At 34.0% G+C, this 18677-nt stretch carries 21 protein-coding genes; 16 read left to right on the top strand and 5 right to left on the bottom strand.

All coding sequences use genetic code 11. The annotated features are described in order from the left end of the window. Positions 1-23: 23 nt before the first annotated feature. The 4 genes from GQR98_RS03730 (at position 24) to GQR98_RS03745 (ending at position 3510) form a co-directional block, all read left to right on the top strand. On the top strand, positions 24-587 hold the full coding sequence (locus tag GQR98_RS03730; RefSeq protein ID WP_159018340.1) for a TetR/AcrR family transcriptional regulator: 564 nt from the start codon (positions 24-26) through the stop codon (positions 585-587). A 62-nt stretch (positions 588-649) separates the two neighbouring features. After that, the gene (locus GQR98_RS03735) at positions 650-1396 is read left to right on the top strand and encodes an SDR family NAD(P)-dependent oxidoreductase (RefSeq protein ID WP_159018341.1); all 747 of its coding nucleotides are present in this window, start codon (positions 650-652) and stop codon (positions 1394-1396) included. A 122-nt stretch (positions 1397-1518) separates the two neighbouring features. After that, positions 1519-2493 carry an alpha/beta fold hydrolase gene (locus GQR98_RS03740; protein ID WP_159018342.1) on the top strand — a complete coding sequence of 325 codons (975 nt, stop codon included), beginning with the start codon at positions 1519-1521 and terminating at the stop codon, positions 2491-2493. A 48-nt stretch (positions 2494-2541) separates the two neighbouring features. Next, positions 2542-3510, top strand: coding sequence for an alpha/beta fold hydrolase (locus tag GQR98_RS03745; protein ID WP_159018343.1), 969 nt, complete (start codon positions 2542-2544; stop codon positions 3508-3510). Positions 3511-3522: 12 nt separating this feature from the next. On the opposite strand, the gene GQR98_RS03750 is transcribed toward GQR98_RS03745, so the two are convergent. After that, the gene (locus GQR98_RS03750) at positions 3523-4323 is read right to left on the bottom strand and encodes a class I SAM-dependent methyltransferase (RefSeq protein ID WP_159018344.1); all 801 of its coding nucleotides are present in this window, start codon (positions 4321-4323) and stop codon (positions 3523-3525) included. Positions 4324-4354: 31 nt separating this feature from the next. On the opposite strand from GQR98_RS03750, the gene GQR98_RS03755 reads away from it, so the two are divergent. Then, positions 4355-5017, top strand: coding sequence for a hypothetical protein (locus tag GQR98_RS03755; protein WP_159018345.1), 663 nt, complete (start codon positions 4355-4357; stop codon positions 5015-5017). Positions 5018-5029: 12 nt separating this feature from the next. On the opposite strand, the gene GQR98_RS03760 is transcribed toward GQR98_RS03755, so the two are convergent. Then, positions 5030-6406 carry a sensor histidine kinase gene (locus GQR98_RS03760; RefSeq protein WP_159018346.1) on the bottom strand — a complete coding sequence of 459 codons (1377 nt, stop codon included), beginning with the start codon at positions 6404-6406 and terminating at the stop codon, positions 5030-5032. 128 nt (positions 6407-6534) lie between these two features. Here GQR98_RS03760 and kynU point away from each other — a divergent pair, with 128 nt between their 5' ends. The 6 genes from kynU to GQR98_RS03790 all read left to right on the top strand — a co-directional run bounded on the left by kynU (position 6535) and on the right by GQR98_RS03790 (position 12212). Beyond that, entirely contained in the window at positions 6535-7806 is a 1272-nt protein-coding gene (gene kynU / locus GQR98_RS03765) for a kynureninase (RefSeq protein ID WP_159018347.1), read from the top strand. Further along, a complete protein-coding gene (locus GQR98_RS03770) occupies positions 7799-9187 on the top strand; it encodes an FAD-dependent oxidoreductase (protein WP_159018348.1) in 1389 nt (462 codons plus the stop codon). Before kynU ends, GQR98_RS03770 begins: the two co-directional genes overlap by 8 nt. 100 nt (positions 9188-9287) lie before the next feature. Next, positions 9288-9821, top strand: a complete 534-nt coding sequence (locus tag GQR98_RS03775) for a 3-hydroxyanthranilate 3,4-dioxygenase (RefSeq protein WP_042499819.1) — start codon at positions 9288-9290, stop codon at positions 9819-9821. Between the two features lie 87 nt (positions 9822-9908). Next, positions 9909-10991, top strand: coding sequence for an amidohydrolase family protein (locus GQR98_RS03780; RefSeq protein WP_159018349.1), 1083 nt, complete (start codon positions 9909-9911; stop codon positions 10989-10991). Positions 10992-11081: 90 nt separating this feature from the next. Further along, positions 11082-11723 (top strand): O-methyltransferase, encoded by a 642-nt coding sequence (locus tag GQR98_RS03785; RefSeq protein ID WP_159018350.1) that lies wholly within the window; start codon positions 11082-11084, stop codon positions 11721-11723. Between the two features lie 60 nt (positions 11724-11783). Continuing rightward, entirely contained in the window at positions 11784-12212 is a 429-nt protein-coding gene (locus GQR98_RS03790; RefSeq protein WP_159018351.1) for a DUF4268 domain-containing protein, read from the top strand. Between the two features lie 15 nt (positions 12213-12227). Here GQR98_RS03790 and GQR98_RS03795 read toward each other — a convergent pair whose 3' ends face one another. From GQR98_RS03795 to GQR98_RS03805, 3 genes are read right to left on the bottom strand one after another with little or no spacing between them, the layout of a single operon-like run. Then, on the bottom strand, positions 12228-12719 hold the full coding sequence (locus GQR98_RS03795; protein ID WP_159018352.1) for a GNAT family N-acetyltransferase: 492 nt from the start codon (positions 12717-12719) through the stop codon (positions 12228-12230). Beyond that, complete coding sequence (trhA, locus tag GQR98_RS03800; RefSeq protein ID WP_159018353.1) at positions 12716-13342, bottom strand: PAQR family membrane homeostasis protein TrhA; 627 nt, start codon at positions 13340-13342, stop codon at positions 12716-12718. Before trhA ends, GQR98_RS03795 begins: the two co-directional genes overlap by 4 nt. A 3-nt stretch (positions 13343-13345) precedes the next feature. After that, positions 13346-14029 carry a DUF4294 domain-containing protein gene (locus GQR98_RS03805; protein WP_410488905.1) on the bottom strand — a complete coding sequence of 228 codons (684 nt, stop codon included), beginning with the start codon at positions 14027-14029 and terminating at the stop codon, positions 13346-13348. 96 nt (positions 14030-14125) lie between these two features. Here GQR98_RS03805 and GQR98_RS03810 point away from each other — a divergent pair, with 96 nt between their 5' ends. The 5 genes from GQR98_RS03810 to accC all read left to right on the top strand — a co-directional run bounded on the left by GQR98_RS03810 (position 14126) and on the right by accC (position 18655). Beyond that, the gene (locus GQR98_RS03810) at positions 14126-15214 is read left to right on the top strand and encodes a M42 family metallopeptidase (protein ID WP_159018355.1); all 1089 of its coding nucleotides are present in this window, start codon (positions 14126-14128) and stop codon (positions 15212-15214) included. A gap of 62 nt (positions 15215-15276) precedes the next feature. Next, a complete protein-coding gene (locus GQR98_RS03815) occupies positions 15277-15825 on the top strand; it encodes an NUDIX hydrolase (protein ID WP_159018356.1) in 549 nt (182 codons plus the stop codon). 35 nt (positions 15826-15860) lie between these two features. After that, complete coding sequence (locus GQR98_RS03820) at positions 15861-16541, top strand: PrsW family intramembrane metalloprotease (RefSeq protein ID WP_159018357.1); 681 nt, start codon at positions 15861-15863, stop codon at positions 16539-16541. A 173-nt stretch (positions 16542-16714) separates the two neighbouring features. Beyond that, entirely contained in the window at positions 16715-17200 is a 486-nt protein-coding gene (locus tag GQR98_RS03825; RefSeq protein ID WP_159018358.1) for an acetyl-CoA carboxylase biotin carboxyl carrier protein subunit, read from the top strand. A gap of 12 nt (positions 17201-17212) precedes the next feature. After that, complete coding sequence (gene accC / locus GQR98_RS03830; RefSeq protein WP_159018359.1) at positions 17213-18655, top strand: acetyl-CoA carboxylase biotin carboxylase subunit; 1443 nt, start codon at positions 17213-17215, stop codon at positions 18653-18655. Positions 18656-18677: the final 22 nt, after the last annotated feature.

Raw genomic sequence — 18677 nt, forward strand, 5'->3', positions numbered from 1 at the left:
ATTTTTTTATCTATATTTGCACTATGAAACATTCTGAACTAAAAAATAGAATCATTGAAACGGCTTCGTTCTTATTTTATAAAAACGGCTATAATTCCACGGGAATCAATGAAATTATTTCAGAAGCAGGTATTGCCAAAGCAACGCTTTACAATCATTTTAAATCTAAAGAAGAAATTTGCTTGGCTTATCTTAAGTTTAAAAACACCAGTTTCATTCAAGATGTAGAAGATTTTACAACATCGAAACCAAAAGGTAAAGCTCAAGTTTTAGCTATTTTCGATTTTCTCGAACTCTTTTTTAGAGATAAAGATTTTAACGGTTGTTGGTGTATTAAAACCGTTTCTGAAATTCCGAAAGACAACGAAATTATAAGAGCCGAAATTCAATCGCAAAAACATAGTTTCATTGATCTTATATCAAAACTTATTACAAATAATTTAGAAAATGTAAAAGAAGCGCAAGTTAAATCTCTTGCTAGACAAATATACTTACTCTACGAAGGTGCTGTTGGCGAAAGTCATTTACACCAAGAAGATTGGCCAATAAAAGAAACAAAACAACTGTGTTCGCAGATCATATCTTAAAAAATTTACACAAACAAAGACAGACTTGTCTGTTCAATTTTAAACTTTAAAAAATAAATAACATGAAAGAATTCGAAAACAAAGTAGCCTTAGTAATTGGTGGAACAAGTGGTATTGGTAACGCAACAGCAAATAGCTTATTAGAAGGTGGTGCAACTGTGCATATTGTAGGTAGAAATATTGACAAAGTAGCAGATGCCCCAAATTTAGTTAAACATGCCGTAAACATTTCTAACATAGAAGAAGTAGATACACTAGTGTCTAAAATTTCAGAGTTAGAAAATTTAGATTTTCTAGTAAATGCTTCTGGTATTTTTGGCCCAAAACCATTTTTAGACCATACTATGGAAGATTACAACTCTTATTTAGATTTAAATAGAGGGTTCTTTTTCATCACTCAAAGTGCTGCTAAAAAAATGAAAGCTACTCAAGGTGGTTCTATTGTAAACGTAGGCTCTATGTGGGCAAAACAAGCCGTAAAAGCAACACCTTCTACAGCATATTCTATGCAAAAAGCTGGTTTACATTCTTTAACACAACATTTAGCCATGGAATTAGCTGAAGATAATATCCGTGTTAATGCCGTATCTCCAGCTTTAGTAAACACACCTGTTTATCATGGTGTTTTTGGAGGTAAAGAAGCTGCTGCAGAAGCATTGGTTGGCTTTAATGGTTTTCACCCTATTGGACGTTTTGGAGAATCTCAAGATGTAGCAAATAGTATTGTATTCTTACTTTCAGACAAAGCATCATGGGTTACAGGTGCTATTTGGGACACCGATGGTGGTGTTATGGCTGGTAGAAACTAAAACACATAATTATAAAAGCCATAGCTAACAAAATACAAAGTGCTATGGCTTTTTATTTCATTTTAATTTGAATCCATTTGATTAATAGCATTAAAATGGAATAAACACTTACATAATACATTATGAAAAATATAATTTACGCACTATCCATTCTACTCCTTTTTGCGTCTTGTAAAGACAACAGCTCAGCACAGACCAAAACAGTAGAAGCAAAAATAGAAACCTCTATTCAGCATGAAAATGTAGCCTACAAATCCATAGAAGTCAATGAAATAAATATAGCCTACCGAGAAGCTGGAAACCCTGAAAACCCAAGTATTGTTTTACTACATGGTTTTCCCGCATCATCACATCAATACAGAAAAGTATTAAATCAGCTATCAAATGAATATCACCTCATCGCTCCAGATTATCCTGGCTTTGGCAACAGTGATTTTCCAGATTCAAAAACATTCGAATATACTTTTGATAACCTAGCTACAACCATAAACGCATTTCTTGAAAAAAAGAACGTTAACACTTATGCTATAATGATTCAGGATTATGGAGCTCCAGTCGGTTTTAGACTTGCTACAGCAAACCCAGAAAGAATAACAGCCATAATTAATCAAAACGGAAACGCTTACGAAGCAGGTTTAGGTGATGCTTGGCAAGGCATAAGAGCACTTTGGAAAGACAGAAACGAAACTACCGAAACAGCGTTATTACCAGCGTTTTCTATAGAAGGTTTAAAATGGCAATACACACATGGCGTTAGAAATATAGAAACTGTAAATCCAGATAACTGGAATTTAGATTACTTAAGACTTTCTAGACCGGGTGCTCATGCTGTAAATCTAGATTTATTTTACGATTACCAAAACAATGTAAAATTATACCCAAAATGGCAACAATATTTAAGAGACAATCAACCTCCTTTATTAATTGTTTGGGGTAAAAACGATGCCTTTTTTCCTGAAAGTGGTGCAACAGCTTTTAAAAAGGATGTTACAAATATTGATTACAACATTTACGATACTGGGCATTTTGCTTTAGAAGAAGATGGCGATGCTATTATCAAAAAAATGAGAAGCTTTATGCGCAAGCATACAAAATAAATACGTCTAATCTCTCAATCAGCAATTTTTAACCTGAAAACAAAAACAATGAAACACTTAATAATTATTGCAATTTTAAGCCTAGCATTATTTGGATGTAACAGTATTAAAGAAGATAACAAAAACAATTTCTTTTTACCTCCCGCAACCACATACAACTATGCAGAAATTGATAGTGTAAAATTGTTTTACAGAGCTGCTGGTGATAAAAAGAATCCGGTTATAGTTTTACTTCATGGTTATCCATCCTCTTCACATTCCTATAGAAATTTAATTCCTATGCTATCAACGCACTACTATGTTATTGCGCCAGATAATTTAGGCTCGGGTTATAGTTCTCACCTAGACCCAAAAACAACTAAATATACCTTTGACTTATTAGCCAATTATACTCAGAAGCTTTTAGAAACACTCCATATTGAAAACTATGTGATGTATATGCAAGATTTTGGAGCTCCTGTAGGTTATAGAATGATGATGAAAAACCCTAACCGTATTGATGCTTTAATTGTACAAAATGCAAACGCCTACCTAGATGGTTTAACCGAAAAAAGACAAAACTTTTTTAGAACAGCCCAAACCGATACCTCCAAAATAAAATATGCTTTTTTATACAGTCTAACCGGAAAAGATGCCGTGGTCAACAAGCAGTATTTATTTGATTTAAACGAAACAAATATGAATATACAAAGCCCGGATGCGTGGACACACGATTTAGCTTTTCTAAATTCTAAAAAAGACAGAGACATACAAGTGCAACTATTTCAGGATTACAACACCAATTTATTGAACTATCCAAAATGGCAAAACATGTTAAAGGAAAATCAACCCAAAACATTAATTACTTGGGGCAAAAAAGATTTAAAATTTAATGCGAATGGCGCTAAAGCGTATTTAAAGGATTTGCCAAACGCAGAACTTCATCTTTTGGATGCAGGTCATTTCGCTGCTGAAGAAAAAACAAGAGAAATAGCAGAATTAATCTTGAAATTTTTAGACAACCATGATATAAAATAGAAAGTCGCTTTTTTAAACCTTAGTCCCTTTTAAAGTAAAAATTAAAGGATATAATTTATCCTGGGTTGCAAACATACCATTATCGGTTTCAGTCAAATTCGGCAATACATTGTAAGGGCTCTCATTATGTTCGGTTAAATAATCAATGTGTAATCCGGCTTCGGTAAGTGCAGAAATCACTTCTCCTAAACCATGATTCCAACCATATTCCTTACTCGTTATTGCCGATTCTTGGTCAGCGTATGTACCTTCATATTCTTCATAAATCACCTCATCTTGCATATAGCCATATGTCATTATTGGTTTTTTATTTAAATAATCGAACATCCAAACTATCGGGTGAAATTCTGCCATAAAAAATCTACCTCCTTGTTTCAGGCGTTCGGCTATCATTTTTCCCCAAGGTTTTAAATCAGGTAACCAGCCGATAACACCATAACTGGTAAACACTATATCGAATTCTTCCTTGACGTACTGAGACGTTTCCAAGACATTGCAGCATATAAACTGAGCATCTAGCTCTAATTCTTCATTTAAAGATTTTGCAAGTTTTACACCTTCATCACTTAAATCGACACCAGTACATTTAGCTCCTAGCCTACTCCAACTTAAGGTATCTTGTCCAAAATGACATTGTAAATGGAGAAGAGATTTTCCTTTTACATCTCCCAAAGCATCCAACTCATAAGGCATTAAGGAAGATTTCCCTTCCTTGAAAGCTTCCATATTATACATATCGCTTTCGGCATGTACCTTTACTTTCTGATTCCAAGTCGCCTTATTCGTTTTAAAATATTTAGTATTATTTGTCATCTTCAAAGTATCTTTACAAAAAATCTAAATTATGAAAAACTTCATCTACATAACTCTAATAACGCTATTAATTACGTCTTGTAAAGACAATACCAAATCTATTCCTGAACCAAAATCATTAACCATTGCTGAAAAAATAGCCAATGCCCACGGTTTTGAAAACTGGAAAAATGTTAATGAAATTGCTTTTACTTTTAACGTAGATAAAGATAGTACACACTTTGAAAGACGCTGGGTTTGGAAACCTAAAACTAACGATATTACATCTATCACAAGCACTGATACTATTAGCTACAATCGCTCTGCATTAGATTCTATTAGCTTAAAAGTAGACCCAGGCTTTATTAACGATAAATTCTGGTTGCTTATACCATTTCAATTAGTTTGGGACTCTGGAACAACCATTTCAGAACCTGTAAAAACAGAAGCGCCAATAAGTAAAACGGCTTTAAACAAAATAACGTTAACCTATTCTAACGACGGCGGTTACACGCCCGGTGATGCTTACGATATTTTTTATGATGATAACTTTTTAATTAAAGAATGGATTTTTAGAAAAGCCAACCAAACAGAACCATCGATGATGACTACTTTCGAAAATTATAAAGATATAAACGGATTTAAACTTGCTGTAGATCACAAAAAACCAAATGGTAATTGGAATTTAAATTTCACTAATATTTCAATTAAATAAAAGCGAAATCTTTTAGGTTAAATTCACCTTCACTGTAAACAAAAACGAGGTGCCTACGTCTACTTCGCTTTTTAAAGATATGCTACCACCAAGCATTTCTATATAGGCTTTTGCTATAGTTAAACCAACACCAGAGCCGTGTAGAGCATTCACGTTTTCGACATCTACTTGGTAAAAGGTGTCGAAAATATGTTCAAAATTATCCTCATGGATTCCAATGCCTGTATCTTTTAAATTAAATGCTATAAAGCTTTCGTCTTGGCGTTCGCATGTTAATTCAACTATACCTTCATCTGTATATTTTATAGCATTTTTTATAAGATATTTTAAAACAGAAGTTACCTTATCGCTATCCGAACTTATGTAAGCATCTTGTATAGCAATAACATTGTTTAAAATAAATACAATACCTTTCTCTTCTGCTTCTGGTAAAAAAGCGTTGTACACCGTATTTATCTTATCATTAATATTAAACATTTTAATATTTGTAGACATGAGTCCAGATTCTATAATAGAAATATTAATAATATCTGTCATAATATCCAATAACTGCTCACCACTATCTTCTATAACCTCTATATACTCCTGATAACTAGGATCGTCTTCATTATATTCCCTTAAAAATTGAGCACAACCTAAAATGCCATACATCGGTGTTCTAATTTCATGACTCATATTAGCCAAAAAAGCCGACTTAAGCTTATCCGATTTTTCAACTCTATTTTTAGCCTCCAACACGTTGTTATGCTTTTCATATAGTTCAATTTGCAATTCATTTTCTTTCAATAAAGCGGTATGCAATTGGTTTATTAAAAAAGATACAGAAAAAACTAATAGTAAATTAAACAGTATATTATTTAATGTAATAATGGCTAAGAGCTGAAACTCATACTGTTCAAAAATGGGGAGATAAAAAAGATTAAAACATGAACCCAATAATAAAACCCCATAAAAAATCGCGATAATTAAAATAGAAAATAGCCCATGTCTTTTTCCATTAAACAGCGTGATTAAAATAGATAATGCAAAAATTAGTACACTACCATTCCCTTCGAACCCAAGCACCACAAACATAACAATGGATAGGATAAAGAAATTAATTGAAAACAATATTTTCTTGGCATAGAAACTAAGTCCTCGATAAAACACCGTGAAGATTAAAACCAAAATAGTCCATGTATTTAATACGACAATTATATTTTCGCCTCTAGCAATGGCGACATAAGTACTAGGTACATAAGAAAGTAAACCTAAGACAAAAGTTAATAATAAAATAGAAATAAAAAGTTTATCTCTAAAATACGGCAACCCCTCTTTTTCTTCTCGTTCTGAAAATCTGCTATACCGGACGTACCTTTGTACATAAGATTTCCAAATATCACCTAACATGGATACTTTTGTTTTATGTGTTAATTCAATAAAGTTAAACAATTCCTACAAAATGAATTAGATTTAAGACAAGTTTTTATTTGATATAATTGTTTTATTTTTGCTAGGAACAGAAAATCAATAAACCTTTGTCTGAATTTAAAACAGGTCTAGAATTTGCAAAACAGCAGGACCAAAACGATATATTAAAATCGTATCGCGACGCATTCTACTTACCCAAAAACAAAAATGGGGAACCACTTATTTACATGACAGGGAATTCGCTTGGACTACAACCAAAAGAGACAAAACAATATATTAACCAAGAACTAGAAGACTGGGCAAACTTAGGTGTAGAAGGTCATTTTGAAGCTAAAACACCTTGGTTACCATATCATGAGTTTTTAACTGAAAGTATGGCGCATGTTGTTGGCGCAAAACCAATTGAGGTTATTGTAATGAATACGCTTACTGCCAACCTACATTTTATGATGGTTTCATTTTACAAACCAACAAAAAAACGCTATAAAATTTTAATTGAAAGTGATGCTTTTCCTTCAGATAAATATGCTGTAGAATCTCAATTACGTCACCACGGATATGATGATAAAGATGGCGTTGTACTTTGGAAACCTAGAGAAGGCGAAGAACTTTTAAATTATGATGATTTAGAAGCTATTTTAGAAGCTCAAGGCGATGAAATTGCCCTAATTATGATTGGAGGCATAAACTATTATACCGGTCAATTTTTCGATTTAAAACGCATTACAGCGTTAGGCCATAAATATGGTTGTAATGTTGGTTTCGATTGTGCTCACGGTGCAGGAAATGTTCAATTAAACTTACACGATTCTGGCGCTGATTTTGCTGTTTGGTGCACTTATAAATACTTAAACGCTGGTCCTGGTAGCTTGGCAGGCTGTTTTGTACACGAGCGCCATGCCCATAATAGAGAGTTAAATAGATTTACAGGCTGGTGGAGCCACAATAAAAAAACACGTTTTAATATGCGTGGTGAATTCGACCAACTTCCTGGAGCAGAAGGTTGGCAACTTAGCAACCCGCCTATTTTATCTATGGCAGCAATAAAAGCTTCCTTAGATATTTTTAAAGAAGTTGGTATAGAAAAACTCACAGCAAAATCTAAAAAACTAACTGGTTATTTCGAGTTTTTACTTAATGATTTAGGTGAAGATGCCATCAAAATAATTACACCAACAAACCCAGACGAGCGTGGTTGCCAACTTTCTATTCAAGTTAAAAATGCAAACAAAACATTACATAACAAACTCACCGAAGCTGGTGTAATTAGCGATTGGCGCGAGCCAGATGTAATTCGCTGTGCACCTGTACCACTGTACAATTCTTTCGAAGATGTATACCAATTAGTTGAAAAATTAAAAACTATTTTAAATGAGTAAACAACAAAACGTAATTATTATAGGAGCAGGACTTTGTGGAAGTTTACTTGCTCTACGCATGGGGCAGCGCGAATATCGCGTTTCGGTTTTCGAAATGCGTCCCGATTTACGAAAGGTAGATATTAGTGCAGGCCGCTCTATAAATTTAGCCTTTTCCGATCGTGGTAACAAAGCCATGAAACTTGTTGGTTTAGAAGATAAAGCGCAAGCCTTATCCATTCCCATGCATGGCCGTATGATTCATGATAAAGAAGGTAACACCTTTCAATCTAATTACAGCGGAAGAACTCACGAATACATCAACTCCATTTCTCGTGGCGATTTAAACAGCCTTCTTTTAAATGAAGCCGAACAACACGAAAATGTAAATATATATTTCAATAAAAAATGTAAATCAGTAGATTTTGAAAATACCTCTGCGTTATTCAAAGATTACGAAACCAAACTCGAATTTACAGAAAACGCCGACATTATAATAGCTACCGATGGTGCAGGATCTGCTTTAAGAAAGAGTTACTTTTTAGGTAAAAAATTCCTATTTAGTTTCTCGCAAGATTACCTATCTCATGGCTATAAAGAATTAAGCATACTTCCAACAAATACGGGCGATTACAAAACACACAAAAATGCTTTACATATTTGGCCAAGAGGCGACTTTATGCTTATTGCTTTACCTAATTTAGACGGAAGTTTTACCGTCACTTTATTTTTAAGTTACAGCGAAGGCGAATATAATTTCGATAACTTAACAACCCCAGAGCGAGTGGAAACCTTTTTCAAAAAAGAATTCCCAGATGCTTTAGAGCTCATGCCAAATTTAACACAAGACTTTTTTGAAAATCCAACCGCTGCATTAGGCACCGTAAAGTGTTCGCCATGGCATTACAAAGGCAACACACTTTTAATGGGTGATGCCGCTCACGCTATTGTCCCTTTTTACGGCCAAGGCATGAATGCTGCTTTTGAGGATGTTGTAGAATTTGACGCTATTTTAGATGAATATGAAGGCGATTGGCAAACCGTTTTTGAACGTTACGAAAATCATCGTAAAAAAGATACCGATGCTATTGCCGATTTAGCACTCGATAACTTTTTAGAAATGCGCGATCATGTGGCGCATCCTATTTTTCAAGAAAAGCGTAGAATAGAAATGGCTTTAGAAAAAGAGTTTCCTACCAAATATTCTTCAAAATATAGTATGGTTACTTTTAATGAAAACATAGGTTATCAAGAAGCTATGCTAAAAGGGCGTGCTCAAGATAAAGCCATCCTTAGTCTTTTAAAGAATAAAACTATAACGCCATCAGAAAACTTAAATAGTATTCTAAAAAAGGTGCAACAAGAAACCGAAAACATCTTAAATCTAAATTCTAATTTTTAGAAAACTGTAGTTCCAAAAACCAACCAATATTTAACATTTGGAATATATAGAATTCATTATAAATTGTAACTTTATAAAAACTTAATTCAAAATATAAAAAATGAGCAAACTAGTTTCTCCTCTAAATTTTAAAGCTTGGATTGAAGAAAACAGACATTTATTAAAACCACCCGTTGGTAACAAAGTGGTTTGGAAAGATGCTGACTTTATTGTTATGGTTGTTGGAGGTCCAAATAGCCGAAAAGACTATCATTACAATGAAACCCCTGAGTTTTTCTATCAAATTGAAGGTGATATTGTTTTAAAAATTATTGATAAAGGCACGCCAAAAGATGTGCATATCAAAGAAGGTGATATTTATTTATTACCTGCAAAAGTGCCACATTCTCCGCAACGTGGAGCCAACACGGTTGGTTTAGTTATTGAGTACAAACGCCCAGAAGGTACTAAAGATGCTTTAGTTTGGTTTTGCGAAAACTGTGTAACCAAACTTTATGAAGAAGATTTTACACTAGAAAATATTGAAACCGATATGCCTAAAATTTTCGATAATTATTACAGTGATCAGCACAAACGCACCTGCCCAAATTGCAGTGAAGTTATGCAACCTCCTAAAAAGGTAAAAATTGAATAGCACTTTTTAAAACTTTAGATATTCCTGTTTAAAGTCGTATTTTCTAAACAACATAAAACTTTTTTCGCTTTCGCTGAAACAAAACACATGAAACGTAAACTTAGAATTAACGGACATTCGCACTTACTTCCCTATCCGGAAGAAATACCAGATTACATGCAAGAAAAAGGCATTTTTTGGGTGGATAAAGACCGGAAATTTATGCTTCAAAAAGATTGGAAACGCCCCGTAACCGACTCTAGTTTTTTCCTAGATGAAAAATTAGAATGGATGGAGCGCAATAAGCTAGATCATGCTGTGGTTTTAAATCTATCGCAACTTTACGGCAATGGTTTACGTGTTGAAGAAATGAAAAAAGCGTTACGTTTTCAAAATGATTTTAACGCACGTATTCAGCGAGAACACCCCAGTAAATTCACTTGTGGCTTTGTGGTGCATCCAGGTTTTATTAGAAGTGCCTGCTGGGAAATTGAACGTTGCGTAGAAACGCATGGTATGCAATTGCTTTGCTTACCAACGCACTACATGGATACCATTGGCACATGGCGTTGTATTTTTGATGAAGAAAATGAGCCTATTTTTGAATTGGCCAATAAATATAATTTAGCTGTAGAAATACACCCTTACGATGGTGAAAAATTCATAAAATTAGAAAACACATCTTGGCGTTTTCATCTTATTTGGATGTTGGCTCAATGTGGCGATGCATATCATTTTTTAACCTTAAATGGTTATCAAGAAAAATATCCAAATATGCGAACTTGTTTTGCGCATGGCGGACAATTGGCTCAAATTAATTTAGGACGACGTATTCAAGGTTTTGATGGCAGACCCGACTTATTCGAAGGTAAACACCACCCTAGAAAAGCCGTGGGGCATAAAAACATATTCTTCGATACTTTAGTACATGATACTGGCGGACTAGAATTACTGATTAGAAATCACGGTTCTAAACAAGTTATCATGGGGCTCGACGATCCTTATCCTTTAGGTGAAATGGAAAGTGATAAACAATCATCATACCCAGGGAAAATTTTAGATTTGGCCGTAGAACGCGACATTATTACCACTACCGAATACGATGATATTTGGGAAAACAACGTGGTGCAATGGCTTTGTGGCGATGATGATTTGGCTAAACAGAAACTAATAACTCGCATTTTAGGATAACCACAATTTGCTTTTAATTTTCAGACCCCGAAAGATTATAAAAAAGTAATACTTTTGCCTTTTATCTATTACGAAAAGAACACATTCTAAATGCACTTTTTACCCGAAGAATTAGACGCATATGTTGTAAACCATTCTGAAGACGAACCTTCATTATTACAGCAACTTACGCGCGAAACGTATCAGAAAATTTTACAGCCCATTATGCTCAGCGGTCCCTACCAAGGGCGCGTTTTAAGCATGATTTCTAAACTTAAAAATCCAAAAAACATTTTGGAACTCGGCACTTTTACAGGTTATGCCTCTTTATGTTTAGCTGAAGGCTTACAAAAAGATGGTGAGTTACACACTATCGATGTGAATGAGGAATTGTATGATTTTCAGCGTAAATATTTCGATAAATCGGAATACGGACATCAAATTTTTCAGCACCTCGGTAATGCTATTGATATTATACCAACGCTAGATAAAACCTTCGATTTAATTTTTATTGATGCCGATAAACCGAACTACGTCAATTATTTTTATTTAATTATTGAAAAGCTAAATCCCGGTGGAATTATTATTTCCGATAATGTGTTGTGGCATGGTAAAGTGATTGAGCCTCTAGACCCTAAAGATAAATCGACTAAAGCTGTTTTGGATTACAACACACTTTTAAAAGAAGACCTAAGAATAGAAACCGTTGTTTTACCAATTCGAGATGGGCTAACGGTGAGTAGAAAACTGTAATTAGGGTTATAAATTAATGAGATTTCCGCCTTCGCGGAAATAGAAAATCATATATTTTCAATGTTTAGTAAAGAAGAATCAAGACGAATGAGAGAAGAATTCTGGACCAGTTTCGGAAAATCTTTCCCACGAAAGTGGATTTTATACAACACAAAATTAAAAGGGTTAAGTTTTAAATTTCATTTTGATAACCGAAGTGCTTTAATCGCTTTAGATCTTGAAGACGATTTGGAACACCGCATTAATCATTGGGAAAAACTTGAGGCTTTAAAATCTATTTTGTTAGACGAATATTTGCCTGACGCCATTTACAACGAAGCTTATTTTTTAGATAATGAAAAAGAAATTTCGAGAATTTATGTACCGTTAGAACAAAAAGTTTCTATCCATAATAAAAACACATGGCGCGATGTGATGGAGTTTTTTAATGTAAACATGAATTTATTTGAAGCTTTTTTCGAGGAATACAAAGATGTTATTGAAGGTTAATACCTCAACTAAACACTAGAACAACTTTTCCATTTCAAAATCGTCCATAACAAAGCCGTTTCCAATATCGGTAACAGATGCTTTTACGTTTTTAAAGCCTAATTTTTCGTAGGCTGCAATAGATGCAGTATTATATTTATTCACCTTCAACCTTATGCCTAAAAGTTGTTGTTTTTTTGCTTCTTCATCTATAAAAGTCAAAGCAACCCGACCAACACCTTTTCCTCTAGAGGTTTCTGCAACGTACAATTTACTTAAAAACAAAAAATCGTCTTCTGGCTTAATTGCCATATAACCAATAGGTTTCTCGTTATGAGTTAAATAATAAAACTGCGCGCCTAAACGAACTTGTTCTTCAATCACTTTCGCGGAATTAAATTTTTCTAACATATACTCTACCTGCTCTAAACCGATAATATCAGGATAATGCTGATGCCAAATTTGGCTTGCTAAGGTTTCTACTAATTTAAAATCCGCTTGAGTTTTTGCACTTTTAACAGCTATCATATCACGTAATTAAAAATCATTAAAAAATGAAAAACGGCACCCGCTAAAACAAACAAATGCCAAATAACATGGTTGTAAGGAATTTTTTGAATGGCATAAAAAATAATACCGATGGTATAAGATAAACCGCCTGCAAACAAAAACAAAATACCATCGCTTCCTATGCCTTCAGATAAAGATGTGAAATCGAAAACTATAAGCCAACCCATTACTAAATAGAGTAAGGTTGAAAAGATTTCAAATCTTCCCGTAAAGAAAATTTTTAAAACTACCCCAAAAAGAGCAATACCCCATACAACCCAAAACATTGGCCACCCAAAACTTTGGTCGAGCGTAATTAAACAAACAGGCGTGTAAGTCCCTGCTATAAGTACATAAATACTTATGTGATCTATAATCCGGAATATATGTTTTTGCTTCTCTTTTATAACAGAATGGTACAATGTTGATGCGGTAAACAATACAATAATAGAAATGCCATAAACAATAACGCTAAACAAACTCCAGGGAGTTTTGTGCGTATTGTATTTTATCAATAAAATTAAAGCTACAACACCTAAAACAGCACCAATACCATGCGTTAGAGCATTCAGTTTTTCTTCAAAAGGTGTTTGAATTCGCATAATTTATGGTTTTTCGGGTGTGTTTCGCCACTTTTCTGTTAGGGTATAAAAATCGAACGGAATAGCCGATTTTTGACGTACTAATCGTCCGCTTTGAAAGTTTCGCTGTAGAATATCTTCAATTAAATAATCTTCTTTTTCATTTTCAGGATCGAATTCTCGTTTTAGTGAAATATCGAACATACTTGCCGTGGTATTATACCAAAAGGCACGCCAACCGTTTCGTAATTCCTTCACTAATTCAAACGTAGTAATTCCGGTTTGTCGATGTATTAACTTTACGAGTATTTGACCTTCGGTACGACTCATTTTTTTTAATTCATCTGAAAATTCACCTTCAATATATTTCTGTATTTTCTTAGTATACTTTTTCTTTTCCCGATTTTTAGTAAGTGTTGCTAAATGCTTTGTTAAGGAATCTAACCGGTCTGCAGCCATTTTTGCATACGGATATACTTTTAATGTTTTTCGGCGTAAAATTAAATACCGAATGCGAGCTTCTCTATTTTCAAATTTAAGACGATGTAGAATCATTACAGCATCTAAATCTATAGAGGTTCGCGGAATGCTATCGCCTTTTATTATCAAATATTTACCCACAGTGGTATCTTGCTCTATATCGCTAACTTGCGCGATAAGCAATACCGGGAATAAGAAGAATATGTATTTTAAAAATGTCGTCAAAATATCACAAGATAATTAGTATGTCAAAATTAATAATTTACTCCCTTTAAAACATTTTTTTTCTATTTATATTATTATTTTAGTGCAAAACTTAATAAAATGGCAAAGAAGAGTATACTGAACGAAAAGTCTATGGACTTTCTTGAAAAATATTTAAATAATGCAGCTCCTACCGGATACGAGTGGGAAGGACAGAAAATATGGATGGATTATTTAAAACCGTATGTAGACACTTTTATCACAGACACCTATGGTACTGCGGTTGGGGTAATTAATCCGGATGCAAAATACAAGGTTGTGATTGAAGGGCATGCTGATGAAATTTCGTGGTATGTTAATTATATTTCTGATGATGGACTTATTTACGTGATTAGAAACGGTGGTAGTGATCACCAAATTGCACCAAGTAAAATTGTAAATATCCACACTAAAAATGGTATTGTAAAAGGTGTTTTTGGTTGGCCAGCCATACACACAAGAAATAAAGCGAACGAAGAAGCTCCAAAACCTGACAATATTTTTATCGATTGTGGTTGCAAAACCAAGGAAGAGGTTGAAAATTTAGGCGTTCATGTTGGTTGTGTAATTACGTATCCGGATGAATTTCATATTTTAAATGGCGATAAATTTGTTTGTCGTGCATTGGATAACCGTATGGGTGGTTTTATGATTGCTGAAGTAGCTCGTTTACTAAAGGAAAATAAAAAAGAATTACCTTTTGGACTGTACATTACAAATTCTGTACAAGAAGAAATTGGTTTACGTGGTGCCGAAATGATTACCCAAACCATTAAACCAAATGTGGCTATTGTAACCGATGTAACACACGATACCACTACACCAATGATTGAAAAGAAAACGCAAGGAGACTTACAACTTGGTAGTGGACCTGTAATTGCTTATGCTCCTGCTGTACAACAAAAATTACGCGATTTAATTACTGAAACAGCTGAAGCTAAAGGCATTCCTTTTCAACGCTCTGCACTTTCTAGAGCCACAGGAACAGATACCGATGCTTTTGCTTACAGCAATGGGGGTGTAGCTTCTGCTTTAATTTCTTTACCACTTAGATACATGCATACTACTGTAGAAATGGTACATAGAGATGATGTTGAAAACGTTATTAAAATGATTTATGAAACGTTATTAAACATTAAAGATGGCGAAACATTTAGTTATTTCGACTAATTAGATTTTAAATATAAAACATAAAAGCCTCATGTAAGTGAGGCTTTTTTTAATCTTAGAATATGGACGAATATATAGATATTGTATCCGAAAATGGTGAACCAACAGGACAGGTGGCTTTAAAATCTGAAGCTCATAAAAACGGATGGTTTCACAATACCATCCATCTCTGGTTGTTTACACGTCAAGGTGAAATTTTACTGCAACAACGTTCTCATAAAAAAGCCATCTACCCACTACTTTGGGATGTATCGGCTGCTGGCCATATTGATGCCGGCGAATCTATAGAAACCGCTGCCATACGTGAAACTCAAGAAGAATTAGGGTTATTACTTAAACCAAATGATTTAATTAAAATTGGCGTTAATAAACATTTAACAGCTTATGCAGATGGTGCTATCCAAGACAATGAATTTCATCATGTTTTTATTGCTGAACTAAAAGTCGACATCACAGAACTTACTGCACAAGAGGAAGAAGTTGAAGCATTAAAACTCGTTTCTTTCAGTCAGTTTAAATTGCATTTAGAAAACAGTACCGACAATCATTTTATCCCTTCAAACAAAGCATACTATCAGTTTGTACTCGATAAAATAAAAGCACAAGTTTAATTTACTTATCGAAAATCTTATTAAAAAACACTTTAATGGCATTACTACTTTCGGCAATCGCACCAGTTTTTCTAGTTATTATTTACATCTATATCAAAGATAAATACGAGAAAGAACCAAAACGCCTCATGCTTATCGCTTTTTTATTAGGCGCCGTAATTAGCATTATTATTACCTCGTTAATGTATTATGTTTTCGATTATATTTTACCTTTAGACGATCACACTAGTCTTCTACAATTATTTCTAAAAGCCTTTTTGGTTGTCGCATTAACCGAAGAATTTAGCAAATATGTTATTGTACGCTATTTTGCTCAAACTCGAACAGCTTTTAACGAACCATTCGATGGTATTGTATATGCTGTAATGGTCTCCATGGGTTTTGCTGCTACCGAAAACATTGTTTATGTTTTTGACAGTGGTTTTGAAACAGCTTTTTTACGTGCCATAACCGCAATCCCTGCGCATGCTACTTTTGGCATTTTAATGGGCTATTTTATGGGAAAAGCTAAATTCTCCAAAAACAAAATAGTTTTAAACTTAACCGGTTTACTACTAGCTGTTATTTTTCATGGTGCTTACGATTTCTTCTTATTTATCGATTTTATTCCAGGAATTTGGATAGGTGCTTTCGTTTCACTTTTTATTGGCATTTTACTTTCTAGAAAAGCGATACAGCAGCATCAGAAAAATTCTCATTTTAAAAATAAAGCATAACCTTCACTAAAAAGCTTTCTCTACATATTCAATAACTAAAAAGCGAATGCGTTATAAAACTAATTTACGCTAGCAACTTTTAAAAATTCACGACAATATCCTTTCGTTTCAAAATGCGAAATTTAAATTGAATCTTAAAATCCTTATATTTACTACAAACTAATCTGGATTTTATGAGTAAACAGTTTATCACGAAAGTGAACAATAATCAGGTTTTTGAAATTTCGAAAGAAGATGCATACCAGCTAGATGCTATAAATACTTCCGAAAATAACAGACACATTCTTCATAATAACAAATCGTATCAAGTTGAAATTTCAGAAAGTAATTACTTAAACAAAACTTACACTATACAAGTTAATAACGCCACTTATAGAGTCAACATTTCTGATGATTTAGACAGATTAATAACCGAAATGGGCTTTGAAAATAGCGCATCTAAACACATTAATAAATTAAAGGCGCCAATGCCTGGATTGATTTTAGAGGTTTTTGTTAAAACAGGTCAAGAGGTTAAAGAAAACGATTCGCTATTAATTTTAGAGGCCATGAAAATGGAAAACATAATTACTTCACCACGAGATGGAATTATCAAATCGATTTCTGCTGTAAAAGGTGAGGCCGTAGAAAAAAACTATTTATTAATTGAATTTGAATAATTAATATAAAACATGAAGAAAATATTAATTGCAAATCGAGGAGAAATAGCCATTCGAGTGATGAAAACGGCTCAGAAAATGGGCATAAAAACGGTTGCTGTATTTTCTACAGCAGACCGAAATGCACCGCATGTTAAATTTGCAGATCAAGCCGTTTGCATTGGCGAACCACCATCCAACCAATCATATTTACGAGCCGATAAAATTATTGAAGTTGCTAAAAGCCTTAATGTTGATGCCATACATCCAGGTTATGGTTTTTTAAGTGAAAATGCCGCATTTGCAGAGGCTTGCGAAGCAAATAACATTATTTTTATTGGACCAAAATCGAAAGCCATTAAAATAATGGGCAGCAAATTGGCGGCAAAAGATGCCGTAAAGCATTATAACATCCCAATGGTTCCAGGGATTGACGAAGCCATAACCGATGTTGAAAAAGCAAAAACCATTGCAAGAGACATAGGGTTTCCTATTTTAATAAAAGCATCGGCAGGAGGCGGCGGAAAAGGCATGCGCGTTGTGGAACAAGAAGCCGATTTAGAATCGCAGATGAATCGTGCTATAAGCGAAGCCACATCTGCATTTGGAGATGGCTCCGTTTTTATTGAGAAATATGTGAGTTCTCCACGACATATAGAAATTCAAATTATAGCCGATAGTCACGGCAACGTTTTACACCTTTTTGAAAGAGAATGTAGCATACAACGTCGTCATCAAAAAGTTATTGAAGAAGCGCCATCTTGTATTTTATCGCCAGAGCTTCGTAAAAAAATGGGGGAAGCCGCTATAAAAGTGGCCAAATCTTGCGACTATTTGGGAGCAGGAACTGTTGAGTTTTTATTAGATGAAAATCAAAATTTTTATTTTTTAGAAATGAATACACGTCTGCAAGTTGAGCATCCGGTAACAGAACTTATTTCTGGAGTGGATCTAGTTGAACTACAAATAAAAATTGCGCGAGGCGAAGCACTTCAAATAAAACAAGACGATTTAAAAATTAAGGGGCACGCATTAGAGTTAAGAGTTTATGCCGAAGACCCATTAAACAATTTTCTACCAAGCGTAGGCAATTTAAAAGTTTACAAACTACCCAAAGGTAAAAACATTAGAGTAGACAACGGTTTTGAGCAAGGCATGGATATTCCTATTTATTACGACCCCATGTTGGCGAAGTTAATAACCTACGGGAATACTCGAGAAGAAGCCATTCAATTAATGATAAAAGCTATTGATAATTATCACGTTGAAGGCGTACAAACCACATTAAATTTCGGAAAGTTTGTTTGTAACCACGAGGCTTTTCAATCTGGAAATTTCGATACACATTTTGTAAAACAACATTATAATCCGGAAGCTATTAAAGCTGAATCGGAAACTGAAGCCAAAATTGCCGCACTCATTGCCGTTAAACAATTTTTAGAAGACCAAAAGATTTTACGATTACCTATTAAGTAGGCAACATTAAAACCTCGGAATA

The organism is Algibacter sp. L3A6 (genome assembly GCF_009796825.1).
Taxonomy (GTDB): Bacteria; Bacteroidota; Bacteroidia; order Flavobacteriales; family Flavobacteriaceae; genus Algibacter.